This is a genomic window from Brevundimonas sp. S1H14 (genome assembly GCF_047716865.1).
Lineage (GTDB): Bacteria > Pseudomonadota > Alphaproteobacteria > Caulobacterales > Caulobacteraceae > Brevundimonas > Brevundimonas naejangsanensis.
The window spans coordinates 2334424-2347780 of record NZ_CP136679.1; the positions used below are offsets into that span (position 1 = coordinate 2334424).

15 protein-coding genes are annotated in these 13357 nt (G+C 66.0%); 11 read left to right on the forward strand and 4 right to left on the reverse strand.

Annotation, left to right across the window (positions count from 1 at the left end):
* Positions 1-12 precede the first annotated feature (12 nt).
* Positions 13-1215: a 3-oxoadipyl-CoA thiolase gene (gene pcaF / locus RSD66_RS11440; RefSeq protein WP_415287853.1), complete on the forward strand. Its 1203-nt coding sequence runs from the start codon at positions 13-15 to the stop codon at positions 1213-1215.
* Positions 1212-2000, forward strand: coding sequence for a 3-oxoadipate enol-lactonase (gene pcaD / locus RSD66_RS11445; protein WP_415287855.1), 789 nt, complete (start codon positions 1212-1214; stop codon positions 1998-2000). The genes pcaF and pcaD overlap by 4 nt, the downstream gene beginning before the upstream one ends.
* Here pcaD and RSD66_RS11450 read toward each other — a convergent pair.
* Positions 1981-2937: a LysR family transcriptional regulator gene (locus RSD66_RS11450; protein ID WP_119412391.1), complete on the reverse strand. Its 957-nt coding sequence runs from the start codon at positions 2935-2937 to the stop codon at positions 1981-1983. The genes pcaD and RSD66_RS11450 overlap by 20 nt on opposite strands.
* Before the next feature lie 155 nt (positions 2938-3092).
* On the opposite strand from RSD66_RS11450, the gene RSD66_RS11455 reads away from it, so the two are divergent.
* The 7 genes from RSD66_RS11455 (at position 3093) to RSD66_RS11485 (ending at position 8606) form a co-directional block, all read left to right on the forward strand.
* Positions 3093-3380, forward strand: coding sequence for a phenol hydroxylase subunit (locus RSD66_RS11455; protein WP_415287857.1), 288 nt, complete (start codon positions 3093-3095; stop codon positions 3378-3380).
* On the forward strand, positions 3377-4393 hold the full coding sequence (locus tag RSD66_RS11460) for a phenol hydroxylase (RefSeq protein ID WP_415287858.1): 1017 nt from the start codon (positions 3377-3379) through the stop codon (positions 4391-4393). The genes RSD66_RS11455 and RSD66_RS11460 overlap by 4 nt, the downstream gene beginning before the upstream one ends.
* The gene (locus tag RSD66_RS11465) at positions 4390-4659 is read left to right on the forward strand and encodes an MmoB/DmpM family protein (RefSeq protein ID WP_024353882.1); all 270 of its coding nucleotides are present in this window, start codon (positions 4390-4392) and stop codon (positions 4657-4659) included. Before RSD66_RS11460 ends, RSD66_RS11465 begins: the two co-directional genes overlap by 4 nt.
* A gap of 2 nt (positions 4660-4661) precedes the next feature.
* Positions 4662-6188, forward strand: coding sequence for an aromatic/alkene/methane monooxygenase hydroxylase/oxygenase subunit alpha (locus tag RSD66_RS11470; RefSeq protein ID WP_415287859.1), 1527 nt, complete (start codon positions 4662-4664; stop codon positions 6186-6188).
* Between the two features lie 11 nt (positions 6189-6199).
* Positions 6200-6547 carry a phenol hydroxylase subunit P4 gene (locus RSD66_RS11475; protein WP_024353880.1) on the forward strand — a complete coding sequence of 116 codons (348 nt, stop codon included), beginning with the start codon at positions 6200-6202 and terminating at the stop codon, positions 6545-6547.
* A 10-nt stretch (positions 6548-6557) separates the two neighbouring features.
* Positions 6558-7616 carry an NADH:ubiquinone reductase (Na(+)-transporting) subunit F gene (locus tag RSD66_RS11480; protein WP_415287861.1) on the forward strand — a complete coding sequence of 353 codons (1059 nt, stop codon included), beginning with the start codon at positions 6558-6560 and terminating at the stop codon, positions 7614-7616.
* Positions 7617-7718: 102 nt separating this feature from the next.
* Positions 7719-8606 (forward strand): transporter, encoded by an 888-nt coding sequence (locus RSD66_RS11485; protein WP_415287863.1) that lies wholly within the window; start codon positions 7719-7721, stop codon positions 8604-8606.
* Between the two features lie 55 nt (positions 8607-8661).
* Here the strand turns inward: RSD66_RS11485 and RSD66_RS11490 are convergent, their stop codons facing one another.
* A complete protein-coding gene (locus tag RSD66_RS11490) occupies positions 8662-9414 on the reverse strand; it encodes a class I SAM-dependent methyltransferase (RefSeq protein ID WP_415287865.1) in 753 nt (250 codons plus the stop codon).
* A complete protein-coding gene (locus RSD66_RS11495) occupies positions 9411-9692 on the reverse strand; it encodes a helix-turn-helix domain-containing protein (RefSeq protein ID WP_415287867.1) in 282 nt (93 codons plus the stop codon). The genes RSD66_RS11490 and RSD66_RS11495 overlap by 4 nt, the downstream gene beginning before the upstream one ends.
* A 192-nt stretch (positions 9693-9884) precedes the next feature.
* On the opposite strand from RSD66_RS11495, the gene RSD66_RS11500 reads away from it, so the two are divergent.
* Entirely contained in the window at positions 9885-11825 is a 1941-nt protein-coding gene (locus tag RSD66_RS11500; RefSeq protein WP_415287869.1) for a TonB-dependent receptor domain-containing protein, read from the forward strand.
* Positions 11826-11899: 74 nt separating this feature from the next.
* Positions 11900-12277 carry a MerC domain-containing protein gene (locus tag RSD66_RS11505; RefSeq protein ID WP_415287870.1) on the forward strand — a complete coding sequence of 126 codons (378 nt, stop codon included), beginning with the start codon at positions 11900-11902 and terminating at the stop codon, positions 12275-12277.
* A 50-nt stretch (positions 12278-12327) separates the two neighbouring features.
* Here RSD66_RS11505 and RSD66_RS11510 read toward each other — a convergent pair whose 3' ends face one another.
* Entirely contained in the window at positions 12328-13356 is a 1029-nt protein-coding gene (locus tag RSD66_RS11510) for a methionine synthase (RefSeq protein ID WP_415287872.1), read from the reverse strand.
* Between the last annotated feature and the right edge of the window lies 1 nt (position 13357).

The window sequence follows — 13357 nt, forward strand, 5'->3', positions numbered from 1 at the left end:
AGGGCAAGCCCAATGACCCAAGCCTTCATCTGCGACGCCATCCGCACGCCTGTCGGGCGGCTGAACAGCGGGCTGTCGGCGGTGCGCGCCGACGATCTGGCGGCGATCCCGTTGCGGGCGCTGGCCGAACGCAACCCTGCGCTGGACTGGGGCGCCGTGGAGGACGTCATCCTGGGCTGCGCCAACCAGTCGGGCGAGGACAACCGCAACGTGGCGCGCATGGCCGTGCTGCTGGCGGGCCTGCCCGAGACCGTGCCCGGCTCGACCATCAACCGCCTGTGCGGGTCCGGCCTCAACGCCGTGGGTCTGGCGGCTCAGGCCATCCGCGCGGGCGAGGCTGAGCTGATGATCGCCGGCGGCGCCGAGAGCATGACCCGCGCCCCTTATGTGATGGGCAAGGCCGCGACCGCCTTCGACCGCGCCCAGACGATCGAAGACACGACGATGGGCTGGCGCTTCATCAACCCGGCCCTGCGCGCCGCCTATGGCGTGGACACCATGCCCCAGACAGCCGAGAACGTCGCCGAACAGTGGGCCATCACCCGCGAGGCGCAGGACGCCTTCGCCCTGGACAGCCAGACCAAGGCCGCCGCCGCTCTCGCCTCGGGCCGGTTCGACGCCGAGATCGTTCCCGTCTCCGTGCCGCAACGGCGCGGCGACCCCGTCGTCTTCGCCGTGGACGAACATCCGCGCGCCACCTCCCTCGACGCCCTCGCCAGGCTGAAGCCGGTCGTGCGGCCGGACGGCACGGTGACGGCGGGCAACGCCTCGGGCCTCAATGACGGCGCGGCGGCGATGATCGTCGCCTCCGAGGCCGCCGCCCGCGCCCATGGCCTGACGCCCCGCGGCCGCGTGGTCGCCATGGCCGCGTCCGGCGTGGCGCCGCGCATCATGGGCGTCGGCCCGGTCGAGACGACGCGCAAGCTGTTCGCCCGCACTGGCCTCGGCATGGCCGACATGGACGTCATCGAACTGAACGAGGCCTTCGCCGCGCAGGCGCTGGCCGTGCTGCAGGACCTTCAGGTCGATCCGCGCGATCCGCGTCTGAACCCCAACGGCGGCGCCATCGCCCTGGGCCATCCCTTGGGGATGTCGGGCGCCCGCATCGTCATGACAGCGGTGGAGCAGCTTCACCGCACCGGCGGCCGCTACGCCCTTTGCACCATGTGCATCGGCGTCGGTCAGGGCATCGGCATGATCGTGGAGCGGGTATGAGCGTGCAACACATCACCACCGGCGACGGCTGCCGTCTGGCCTGGCGCTTCGACGGGCCGAAAGACGCGCCGGTGCTGCTACTGTCCAACTCGCTGGGCACCCGCATGGAGATGTGGGACGCTCAGATGGCCGCCTTCTCCGCGCAATACCGGGTGCTGCGCTATGACAGCCGGGGGCACGGGGCCTCGGACGCGCCTACGGGCGCCTATGGTCTCGACCGGCTGGGCCGCGATGTGGTCGAGCTGCTGGACGCGCTGGGACTTGAGCGCGTCGCCTTCTGCGGCCTGTCGCTGGGCGGCATGGTCGGCCAGTGGATGGGGGTGCGTGCGCCCGAACGGCTGGAGCGGCTGGTGCTGGCCAACACCTCGGCCTTCATGGGACCGCCCTCGGCGTGGGATGCGCGCATCGCCAGCGCACTGTCGCAAGGGATGGCGCCGCTGGCGGCAGCCTCGGTCGCCCGCTGGTTCACGCCGGTCTTCGCCGCCCGCGCGCCCGATCCGGTCGCTGTCATCGAGGCCGGACTGCTGGCGACCTCGCCGCAGGGCTACGCCGGATGCTGCGCCGCCATTCGCGACATGGACCTGCGGCGACTGGGCGGACTGATTACGACGCCGACGCTGGTCATCTCGGGCGACGCCGATCCGGCCACCCCGCCCGACCACGCCGCCGCCCTGGTGAAGGCTATCCCCGAGGCCCAGTTGAAGGTGCTGGACGGCGCCCACCTGTCGAACGTCGAACAGCCCGAGGCTTTCGCAGGGGCCGTGCTCAGCTTCCTCGCGGCCTGATCTGGCTGCGGGTGCGCTCGCGCACCAGGGCGCAGAAGCCGCCCAGCACCGAGGACCGATTGTCGCGCAGATAGGCCAGGCTCAGTTGCGTCTCCCGCTCCTCGCCCAGCAGGGGGCGATAGGCGACGCCGTGCAGTTGGGCTTCCGAGGTCGATTCCGGAACGAGCGACACCCCCGCCCCCACCGACACTAGCGACAGGGCGGTCTGAATCTCCAGCGTCTCCTGGGCAATCTCGGGGGTGAAGCCCTCCGCGCGGCACAGGTCCAGCACATGGTCGGCGAAGCTGGGCCGAGGCTGGCGCGGGTAGAGGATGAAGGGCCGCACCGCCAGATCGGCCAAGGCGATATGGCTCTGTTCGGCCAGGATGTCGGTGTCCGGCAGGGCCACGATCAGCGGCTCGCGCTGGACCACCTCACTGACGATGTCGGGATCCTGAATGCCCGGCCGGGCGAAGGCCACGTCGATAGAGCGGTCGCGCAGCGCCACCCTCAGCTCCGCCGTGTTCATGGCGTGCAGCACCAGTTCGACCTCGGGGTACTGTTCGCGATAGGCGTTGAAGACGCCCGGCAGGATCGAAAAGGTCGCTGAGCCGACGAAGCCCACCTGGATCACCCCGACCAGTCCCTCGGCCGCACGGCGCGCCACGCGCACGGCGTCGGCCACGCGCGCCTGAATGTCGCGAGCGCGCGGCAACAGGGCCTCGCCCGCCGGGGTCAGTTGAATGGCGCTGCGGCTCCGGTCGAACAATTGGGCGCCGATGGCGTTCTCAAGACTGGCGATCTGACGGCTGAGGGCCGGCTGGGCGATGTAGAGCCGCTCGGCCGCCCGGCCGAAATGGAGTTCCTCGGCCACGGCAAGAAAATAGCGCAAACGCCGCACATCGACGCCCGAAAGGACGGCGCGCGGCAAAGGTTCCGGCTTGGGCGAGCGTTTCATTCCAACATCAGAGCCTGACGCTGGCCCGCATGGCAATAACCAAAAGGCATCAGGCCCTGCCCTTTTTGTATTGGCCCATTATCAGACCCTCGGACAGTCTTCGTTCCAGGGACCAAACAACGAGCCGTAAAAACGGCCCAACCCAGGAAACGACCATGACAGCGGCGCCCAGCCCGATCACGCGACCCTGCCCGGTTCCGGGCGATCGCCCCAAGCTCCAGACCGTCGTCCGCAACGTGACGGACAACGGCATCGTGGAGTTCGACTTCATCTACGGCGACCCCGACCTGAGCGTCGAACTGGTCCTGCCGGTCGCCGCCTTCCGGGAGTTCTGCCTGGAGAACGGCTGTCTGGTGACCGCCGCCGATCCCGCCGCCAGCCACGCCGTGCTGCGCCTCGTCAAAAACGGCGCCGCCCTCGAACCTGTTGGAGCGTCACAATGAACATCGACCTGAAAGCCGAGGCGATCACGCCGCGGCGCCACACCTTCTCGCACATTGCCCGGCGCTTCGGCGTCGACAAGCCCGCCTCGCGTTATGACGAGGCGACCTATGACGTGCAGCCGATGGTCAACTTCCACTATCGGCCGACCTATTCGCCCGAGTTCGAGCTGTATGATGCGCGTCGCACCCGCATCGTGATGAACGACTGGTACGTCTTCCGCGACCCGCGCCAGTTCTACTACGCCTCCTACAACATCAGCCGCGCGGCCATGCAGCAGTCGTTCGACGACGCCGTGAACTTCGTCGAGAAGCGCGACCTGATCGCCAGCGTCGATCCGGTCTGGCGCGACCTGTTCGCCGCCTGGCTGCTGCCGCTGCGCCATGTCGAATGGGCGGCGAACATGAACTGTCAGTTGATCGCCGACTGGGGCTTCGGAACGCAGATCACCTCGGCGGCGGCCTTCTGCGGGGCCGACCGTCTGGGCATCGCTCAGGTCATTTCGCGCATCGGCCTGCTGCTGGGTCAGGGTACGGAAAGCGCTCTGAAGGACGCCAAGACCCAATGGCTGGAGGCCGACGTCTGGCAGCCCCTGCGTCGTCTGGTCGAGGACCAGCTGGTCGTCCATGACTGGTTCGAACTCTATGTCGCCCAGTTGATCGTACTGGACGGCTACATCTATCCGCTGGCGACGGGCGCCTTCGACCGGGCGGGCGCGGCGCACAATGGGGCGCCTCTGTCGATGATGACCGGCTTCCTGGGCGACTGGTACGCCGACAACAGCCGCTGGACCGACGCCATCATCAAGGCCGCAGCGGCTGAATCCGACGCCAACCGCATCGTTCTGGGCGAGTGGTTCGAGCGCTGGTCCGCCCGCGCCGAAGACGCCGTCCGTCCCATCGGAGCAATGGTGCTGGGCGCCGAGGGCGACGCCGCCGTCGATGCAGCAGGCGCGCGTCTGCGCGAACGGATGATCGCCCTGAACGCCCTCGAAGCCCGGGAGATGGCGGCATGATCAAGCCCGTTTCCATCAGCATTCAGAACACCCAGGACGGCTTCGCCATCGTCGAGGCCATACTAGCCGACAACCCCGAGGCCACCAGCAACCCCCTGCCCGCCATGACCAAGGTCGACTGTCCCGGTCGTCTGGTCATCCGCGCCGATAGCGTTTCCGAGCGCCTCGGCCGTGAATGGGACCCTCAGGAAATCCACCTCAGCGTCATCTCCCTGTCCGGCTCTGTGGACGAAGACGACGGCTCTCTGATCATCTTCTGGAGATAGGCATGACCCCGCGCAAAATGAGCCTGAAGCAGAAATACGGTGCCTATACGCGAGGTCTGGACTGGAAGCCGACCTATCAACGCGAAGACGACGTCTTCCCCTTCGCCACATATGAAGGGATCAAGATCCACGACTGGGACGCCTGGGAAGATCCCTTCAAGCTGACCATGGACGCCTATTGGAAGTTCCAGGCAGAGAAGGAGCGCAAGCTCTACGCCGTCATCGACTCCATGGCGCAGAACAACGGCCAGTTGGGCATCACCGACGCCCGCTATCTGAATGCGGTCAAGCTGTTCATCCAGGGGGTGACGCCGCTGGAGTATCAGGCCCACCGGCACTTCGCCCACCTGGCCCGCCACCTGCCGGGCGCCGGCCTGCGCGTGGCGGCCCAGATGCAGTCGATCGATGAACTGCGTCACTGCCAGACGCAGATCCACACCATCAGCCACTACAACAAGTATTTCGACGGCATCCACGACTTCACCCACATGCATGACCGCCTGTGGTATCTGTCGGTGCCCAAGTCCTTCTTCGACGACGCGACCAGCGCCGGGCCGTTCGAGTTCCTGACCTCGATCAGCTTCGCCTTCGAATATGTCCTGACCAATCTGCTGTTCGTGCCCTTCATGTCGGGCGCGGCCTACAACGGCGACATGGCGACGGTGACGTTCGGCTTCTCGGCCCAGTCGGACGAGAGCCGCCACATGACGCTGGGCCTCGAGGCCGTCCGCTTCCTGCTGGAGCAGGACGAGGCCAATGTGCCGATCGTCCAGGGCTGGATCGACAAGTGGTTCTGGCGCGGATACCGCCTGCTGTCGCTGGTCGGCATGATGATGGACTACATGCTGCCCAAGAAGGTCATGTCCTGGGGCGAGGCGTGGGAGACCTATTATGAGCAGGCGGGCGGCGCCCTGTTCGCCGACCTGGCCCGCTATGGCATCCGCGAACCGAAATACGCCGACGTCGCCAAGGCCGAGAAGGGCCACATGACGCACCAGGCGTGGGGCATCTTCTACAACTACACCCACGCCGCCGCCATGCACACCTGGGACATCGACGAGGCCCACATGGCCTGGCTGCGCGAGAAATATCCCGACACCTTCGCCCAGCACTATGAGCCGCGCTATCGCAAGTGGCGTGAACAGGCCGAGGAAGGAAAACGCTTCTACAACAACGGCCTGCCGCAGCTCTGTCAGGTCTGCCAAATCCCGATGGCCTTCACCGAGGTCGGCGATCCGAACACCATCAGCTTCCGCGTCTCCGAACACGGCGGCGACCGGTTCCACACCTGCTCGGACGGCTGCAAGGACATCTTCGACCACGAGCCGGAGAAGTACGCCCAGGCCTGGCTGCCGGTGCACCAGATCTTCCAGGGCAACTGCGGTGGCGCGACCCTGCCAGAGGTGTTGGACTGGTATCACATCCACCAGGGGGCCGATAACATGGACTACGCCGGGTCCCCCGAAGAAGAGCAGTGGAACCGCTGGATGGAGGGGCGTCGCCCTGTCGTCCCGGTCGCCGCGGAATAGGAGGACAGACCATGGCCACCGCAAGCCTGCACCCCGGCTATACCGGCCCCGTCCGCGACCGGGTCGAGAATTTCAACGGCGCCCAGCTGGTCTATGTCCACTGGGAGGAGCATCTGAACTTCTGCTCGGCAATCACCCTGCCGCTGCCGCCGCAGACGCCCTTCGCCGCCCTGACCGGCGAGATCCTGCCGTCCCTCTATGCGGTGGATCCGGAATGGGCCGAGGTCGACCTGTCCAAGGCCCGCTGGATGCTGGACGGCGCCGACTGGACGCCCGATCCGGCCCGGTCGCTGGCCGATCAGGGCGTCGGCCACAAGTCGCTGATCCGCTTCTGGACCGGCCCGTCCGCCACGGCCTGAGGATAAGCCGATGCCGACCCTGACCATCGAACCGATCGGCGAGACCATCGAGGTCGCGCCCGGTCAGACCCTGCTGGACGCCTGCCTTCGGGCTGGCGTCTGGCTGCCCCACGCCTGCGGCCACGGCCTGTGCGGCACCTGTAAGGTCGAGGTGCTGGAAGGCGAAGTCGATCACGGCGGCGCCTCCCCCTTCGCCCTGATGGATTTCGAACGCGACGACGGCAAGATCCTGGCCTGCAGCGCCATGCTGCTGAGCGACACGGTCATCGAGGCCGACGTCGATGAGGACGAAGACGCCCGCCGCATCGCCGTCGACGATTATGTCGGCCGGGTCGAGCGCCGCGAAATGATCACGCCGGACATCCTGGGCCTGTGGCTGCGGCTGGACGGCGCGGGGCTGGATTTTCAGGCTGGCCAGTACGTCAACCTGCGCCTGCCCGGCATCGAAGGCACCCGCGCCTTCTCCATCGCCAGCAGTCCGACCGAACCGAACCTGATCGAGTTGCACGTCCGTCGCGTTCCCGGCGGCGTCGGCACCGCCTGGCTGCATGACGAGTTGAAGGAGGGCGACAGCCTCGACTTCACCGGCCCGCTGGGTCGCTTCTACGTCCGGCGTTCGGCCGAAAAGCCGCTGATCTTCCTGGCGGGCGGCTCGGGCCTGTCCAGTCCCAAGGGCATGATCCTGGACCTGCTGGAACAGGGCTATTCCGAGCCGATCACCCTGCTGCACGGCGGGCGTCGCCCCTGCGACCTGCACTTCGGCGACCTGTTCCGCCAACTGGAGGCCGAGCACGACAACTTCCGCTACGTCCCCGCCGTCTCCCAACCCGAGGCCGACGACGTCTGGGACGGCGAAACCGGCTATGTTCACGAAGCGGCCGAACGCCTGTTCGAGGGGCGGTTCAGCGGTTGTCAGGCCTATCTGTGCGGGCCGCCGCCGATGATCGAGGCGGGCGTCGTCGCCCTGATGAAGGGCCGCCTGTTCGAGCGGGACATCTTCATGGAGCGGTTCCTGACAGCCGGCGACGCCGAGGCCACCGCCCGCTCGCCCCTATTCCGCAAGATCTGACCGGTCGCCCCGAACCGGGGCTCAACAACAACGAGTGAGGCTTGCCGTCGGCGCTTTCGCGCCGGACGGCGGCCTGCGCCCGAAACTCAGGGAGAGACGACCATGAAAAGACTGCTGATCGCCACGGCTGCGCTGGCTGCCGGTATGGCGGGCGCAGCCCATGCAGGGGAAACGCGCGGCACGGCCTATGCCGACGGCGCGGAATCCATCGGCGTGGCGCAACTGCCGCCGCCGGGAACCTATCTGCTGACCTACACCAACTACTACGCTGCCGACCGCCTGAACGACGGCAACGGCGACAGTCTGGTCCCCGACTTCTCGCTCAACGCCTTCGCCAACATCGCCCGCGTGGTTCACGTCAGCGACAAGACCTTTCTGGGCGCCACGGTCGCCGCCCACGCCCTGATCCCGATCGTCAATCTGGACGTGAAGGCGGGCGGTCAGAGCCAGAGCAGCTTCGGCCTGGGCGACATCATCGTCAGCCCCCTGGTGCTGGGCTGGAAGAAAGGCGACTGGAACCTGGTGGCCACCGTCGACACCTTCATCCCGACCGGGGACTACAAGGCGGGCGACCTGGCCAACATCGGCCGCAACTACTGGACCTTCGAGCCGGTCTTCGCCGCCACCTACGTCCAGCCAGGCGGCGGATGGGAAGCGTCCGCCAAGATGATGTACGACTTCAACACCACCAACGACGACACCGATTACAAGTCGGGTCAAAGCCTGCACACCGACGCGGCCGTGGCCTACACCACCGGCAAGCTGACGCTGGGCCTGACCGGCTACTATTACCGCCAGACCACCGACGACAAGATCGCCGGCGCCCGCGTCGGCCCCGACGGCGTGCGCGGAGAGGCCTTCGCCATTGGTCCCCTTGTCCGCTACGTCGTCGGTCAGGTGCCGATCACCGCCCAGTGGCAGCATGAGTTCCACGCCGAGAACCGCCCGCAAGGCGACAAGCTCTGGGTCAAGGCCGCCTTCCGCTTCTGATGGGCTTACAAACGGAGCATTGGCCTGGCACGAACTCCGAAAATGCTGTGGCAGGCTAGGTCACCGGCTCGCAGGCGATGACATAATCTGCTCCATGCCTCAGCCCGCGTCGCGCTTCGCAAAGCTCCAGCGCCTGCTTGCGGATGACTTCTGCCGTCTCTCGAAAATTCTGCGCCAGGGTTTGATCGGCCAGATGGGGTAAACGCCGCAACGTCATGTCCAACTGTCCATTCACCCATTTCGCCTTGTAGCGATTGGGAAATCTACGTGCCGAGAGAATTTTGAAGCCACCGCCGGCCAGCGCATTCAGCGCCCATTCCGCCGGATATTCACGGTAAGGCGTTTCGTCCGCCAGCATCAGCACGGCGTCGCGAAATCTGCCGATCCGTCTGACCATCCGCGCTTCATCAGTCTCAGCAGGCCCTACCACGTACGGATCCAGGCCGATGACATAGAGGCGGCGTCCCGTCATGGGGCGCAGGCGGCGTAGCAGCGACTGCTGGAAATAGGGTGCAAAGCCTTCCACGGCGCCGATCAGATAATCGGCCACGACTGTATCGTGAACCTCGCCCTGCAGAAGGTTCGGGTCCGTCCAGTTGCCGAGGACCAGACGATCCTGCGGCCGAAAACGCGAGCCCACAACCTTTCGCACCTGATCCGCATGCCCCGGAGCGGCCGTCACCCCCGTCCAGGATTCGGTGGTCAGGCCGGTGCTCCAGAGACTTGAGTTCACGCCTGTGCCGGCGTCCAGGAATCGTCCCCACGGCCTATCGCGCTGCAGCATTTCCACATGATCGAACAGGCTCATTGCACAATCGCCGGCTCAACGACCCCGGTCGCACGGCGCACCAGTCGCACATCGACATCATAGTCCATTGCATCCGCCAGACGCACCGCAGCCTTCAGCGTCATCCGTTCCCGATCACGCAGCCACAGACAGACCTGGCCTCGGGGAACGCCCAGCCTCCTCGCCAGCCGGGATTGGTTGAGACCGTCCTTCCGGCGCTTCTCGTAAACCTGACCGATCAAACGCCATAGTTGGCGCTGCACCCGCTCCGCTTTTTCAGCCGCTCCCACGCCCCTCATTTCCATCTCCGCTCAGGTCCGCTTGATGAATGTTATGATATAACATAATAGCGACTTTCTTCATGAACGGGGAACGCCATGCACTCAAGATCAATCCTTCTCGCCGCCGCGAGTTTTTCAGCAATTTCGACGGCTGCCTGGGCTGACGCCCTGCCCCAGTCCGGCCCAGCGACCACGCGCGTCGATGACGTAGTGGTCACTGCTGACGCCTTGGGGCGCTCGGGCAGCGAGGTCGTCTCGAGTGTGGCGGTTCTGCGCGGCGACGAGTTGATCCAGCGTCGGCAATCAACGCTGGGCGAGACGTTGACGGGCTTGCCGGGCGTCAACTCGGACACCTTCGGCGGCGGGGCCAGCCGTCCTGTCATCAGAGGTCAGACCGCGCCGCGCGTGAAGGTGCTGACCGACGGCTCGGCCCTGATGGACGCTTCCGAAGTCTCGCCCGACCACGCCGTGTCCGGCGAGCCTCTGCTGCTGGAAGGCGTCGAGATCCTGCGCGGGCCGTCCGCCCTGCTCTACGGCGGAGGCGCCATCGGCGGAGCGGTCAATCTGATCGACAAGAAGATTCCGACGCGCATCCCTGAGAACGGCGGCGAAGGCGTCGCCGAGTTCCGGCTGGGCACTGCGGACAATGAACAGGCGGGCGTGGTCGGCCTGACCGCCGGCGCAGGGGCCTTCGCCATCCGGGTCGAGGCCGCCGGGCGCCGCACCGACGACTACGAAGTCCCCGATTTCGATGAAGCCACGCTGGACGGATCGTTCAACCGCAGTTCGACCGCAACCCTGGGCCTGTCCTGGATCGGTTCGCGCGGCTATCTGGGCGCCGCCTATACGGAGCAACGCAGCGAATACGGACTGCCAGGGCATACGCATGAGTATGAATCCTGCCACCCGCACGGATCCAGTCTGCATTGCGGCGGTCATGACCACGGCGATGACGACCATGACCACGATCATGATCACGACCACGATCATGACCATGTCCCGATCGTCGACCTGATCAGCAAGCGGGTGGACGTGCGCGGCGAGATCGAGAATCCGTTCGCCGGGATCGAACGCATCCGCTTCCGCGGCGGCTACACCGACTATCGCCATGACGAGATCGACGACGGCGAGATCGCCACCACCTTCACCAATGAAGGCTATGACGCCCGCGTCGAGGTGCAGCACGCCGCCATCGGCGGGGTGCGCGGCGTGGTCGGCGCCCAGACCTCGCGCAGCGATTTCGCCGCCGTCGGCGCCGAATCCTTCATTCCCGAAAGCCGCACCGAGAACCACGCCCTGTTCCTGGTCGAGGAATACGTCGCGGGCGACTGGCGCTTCGAAGGCGCCCTGCGGCAGGAGTGGCAGGAGGCCCGCGCACAGGGACGCCCCGACGTCGACCACAAGCCCTTCTCTATCTCCGGCGCCGCCAGTTGGACCTTCACGCCCGGCTATATGATCAGCCTGACCCTGGCCCGATCGCAACGCGCGCCGACCGCGCAGGAACTGTATGCCCGCGGCGTTCACCTGGCCACCAACACCTATGAGATCGGCGACGCCGACCTGGACGTCGAGACGGCCGTGTCGGTCGAGCTGGGCCTGAAGAAGACGGAGGGCGCCACCATCTTCGCCGCCAGCCTGTATCACTACGACTACGACGGCTATGTCTATGCGCGGACGCTGGATCAGTTCGAGGACTTCCGCCTGATCCGTTACAGTCAAAACGATGCCCGTTTCACCGGCATCGAGGGGCAGATCACCCACGATTTCCGTCCCGGCCTTTCGGCCACGGTGTTCGGCGACTATGTCCGCGCAGAATTGAAAGGCGGAGGCGGCGACCTGCCGCGCATTCCCGCCGGTCGTCTGGGCGCGCGCGGCGACTTCTATCAGGGCGCCTGGTCCGGCAACATGGAATATGTCCACGTCTTCGAGCAGGATCGTATCGCAGCCTTCGAGCGCAAGACGCCCGGCTACGACATGATCAACGCCACCTTGGCCTATGACGTCCCGACGATCGCCGACATCAACGGCCAGATCTTCGTGCGCGGGACCAATCTTTTCGACGAGAAGGCGCTGAATCACGCCTCCTTCATCAGCCATCTGGCTCCGCTGCGCGGCCGCAATTTCGTGCTCGGCTTCCGCGCCCGCTTCTGATCCTTCCCCTCCTCCCCCCGCCTGACCGCGGCGTCCCATGACGTCGCGGCCGACTTTTCCCTGAAAGGATCGCCATGAACGCTCGTGTCCAGACCTGGGGCGACGCCGCCGCCGTCGGCCTGTCCTGCCTGTGCATGATCCACTGCTTCGCCCTGCCGCTCGCTGCAGGAATGCTGCCGATGCTGGGTTTGTTCGTCGAGGCGCCCTGGGTGCATTGGGCCTTCGCCGCGACGGCGGCTCCCATCGCAGCCTGGAGCCTGACGCGACCGGACGCCAGCGGACGCCGCGCCTGGCCGCTGATCAGCCTGGGAGCCCTCGGCGTCGCCATGCTGTTCCTAGCGGCCGCCGAGTGGCCATCCCACGAAATGGAGACGCCGATCACAGTCATCGGCGGCCTGATGCTCAGCGCAGCTCATGTGATGAACTGGCGACGCAGACCGCATGTCCGCTAAGCCTGCCGGCGCCCGCCTTCAGGCGACGGGCGCGTCGAGCATTCACGGCGCTAGGCCGACAGTTCTTTCCGGATGATCTCGGCCCCGGCGCTCAGGGCTTCCAGTTTGCCTTGGGCCACACGGCGAGACAGGGGCGCCATGCCGCAATTGGTGGCGGGATAGAGTTTGTCGGCGTCCACGAACTGAAGCGCCTTGCGCAGGGTGTCGGCGACCTCCTCCGGCGTCTCGATCGCGTCGGTCGCCACATCGATGGCCCCGACCATCACCTTCTTGCCCCGGATCAGTTCGATCAGATCCATCGGCACGCGCGCGTTCTGGGCCTCAAGCGAAATGATATCGATGCTGGACGTCCGCAGCTTGGGGAAGGCCTCCTCATACTGCCGCCATTCGGAACCAAGCGTCTTCTTCCACTCGGTATTGGCTTTGATGCCGTAGCCGTAGCAGATGTGGACGGCGGTCTCGCAACGAAGCCCCTCGGCCGCCTTCTCCAGCGTCGCCACGCCCCAGTCGTTGACCTCGTCGAAGAAGACGTTGAAGGCCGGCTCGTCGAACTGCACGATGTGGACGCCCGCCGCCTCCAGCTCTCTGGCCTCCTCATTGAGGATTTTTGCGAATTCCCAGGCCAGTTTTTCACGGCTGCCGTAGTGGTCGTCATAGAGGGTGTCGATCATCGTCATCGGCCCCGGCAGGGCCCATTTGATCGGCTGGTCGGTTAACCCGCGAAGGTATCTGGCATCCTCGACGAAGACCGACTTCGGTCGGCTGACGGCGCCCACGACCACCGGCACGCTGGCGTCATAACGATTGCGGATACGCATGGTCTTGCGGTTCGCGAAGTCTACGCCGTCCAGGTGTTCGATGAAGGTGGTGACGAAATGCTGGCGGGTCTGTTCGCCGTCGCTGACGATGTCGATGCCGGCGCGGCGCTGATCATCCAGCGACAGCCGCAGCGCGTCCCGCTTGGCTTCGATCAGGTCCTCCCCTTCCAGTTTCCAGGGCGACCAGAGGGTTTCAGGTTCGGCCAGCCAGACAGGTTTGGGCAGACTGCCGGCGGTCGAGGTGGGCAACAGGGTTTTCATG

What these genes read in the sequence shown, in the direction of transcription:
- pcaF (WP_415287853.1), top strand. Translation starts at nt 13, where the DNA reads ATGACCCAAGCCTTCATCTGCGACGCCATCCGCACGCCTGTCGGGCGG.
- pcaD (WP_415287855.1), top strand. Translation starts at nt 1,212, where the DNA reads ATGAGCGTGCAACACATCACCACCGGCGACGGCTGCCGTCTGGCCTGG.
- RSD66_RS11450 (WP_119412391.1), bottom strand. Translation starts at nt 2,937, where the DNA reads ATGAAACGCTCGCCCAAGCCGGAACCTTTGCCGCGCGCCGTCCTTTCG.
- RSD66_RS11455 (WP_415287857.1), top strand. Translation starts at nt 3,093, where the DNA reads ATGACAGCGGCGCCCAGCCCGATCACGCGACCCTGCCCGGTTCCGGGC.
- RSD66_RS11460 (WP_415287858.1), top strand. Translation starts at nt 3,377, where the DNA reads ATGAACATCGACCTGAAAGCCGAGGCGATCACGCCGCGGCGCCACACC.
- RSD66_RS11465 (WP_024353882.1), top strand. Translation starts at nt 4,390, where the DNA reads ATGATCAAGCCCGTTTCCATCAGCATTCAGAACACCCAGGACGGCTTC.
- RSD66_RS11470 (WP_415287859.1), top strand. Translation starts at nt 4,662, where the DNA reads ATGACCCCGCGCAAAATGAGCCTGAAGCAGAAATACGGTGCCTATACG.
- RSD66_RS11475 (WP_024353880.1), top strand. Translation starts at nt 6,200, where the DNA reads ATGGCCACCGCAAGCCTGCACCCCGGCTATACCGGCCCCGTCCGCGAC.
- RSD66_RS11480 (WP_415287861.1), top strand. Translation starts at nt 6,558, where the DNA reads ATGCCGACCCTGACCATCGAACCGATCGGCGAGACCATCGAGGTCGCG.
- RSD66_RS11485 (WP_415287863.1), top strand. Translation starts at nt 7,719, where the DNA reads ATGAAAAGACTGCTGATCGCCACGGCTGCGCTGGCTGCCGGTATGGCG.
- RSD66_RS11490 (WP_415287865.1), bottom strand. Translation starts at nt 9,414, where the DNA reads ATGAGCCTGTTCGATCATGTGGAAATGCTGCAGCGCGATAGGCCGTGG.
- RSD66_RS11495 (WP_415287867.1), bottom strand. Translation starts at nt 9,692, where the DNA reads ATGAGGGGCGTGGGAGCGGCTGAAAAAGCGGAGCGGGTGCAGCGCCAA.
- RSD66_RS11505 (WP_415287870.1), top strand. Translation starts at nt 11,900, where the DNA reads ATGAACGCTCGTGTCCAGACCTGGGGCGACGCCGCCGCCGTCGGCCTG.
- RSD66_RS11510 (WP_415287872.1), bottom strand. Translation starts at nt 13,356, where the DNA reads ATGAAAACCCTGTTGCCCACCTCGACCGCCGGCAGTCTGCCCAAACCT.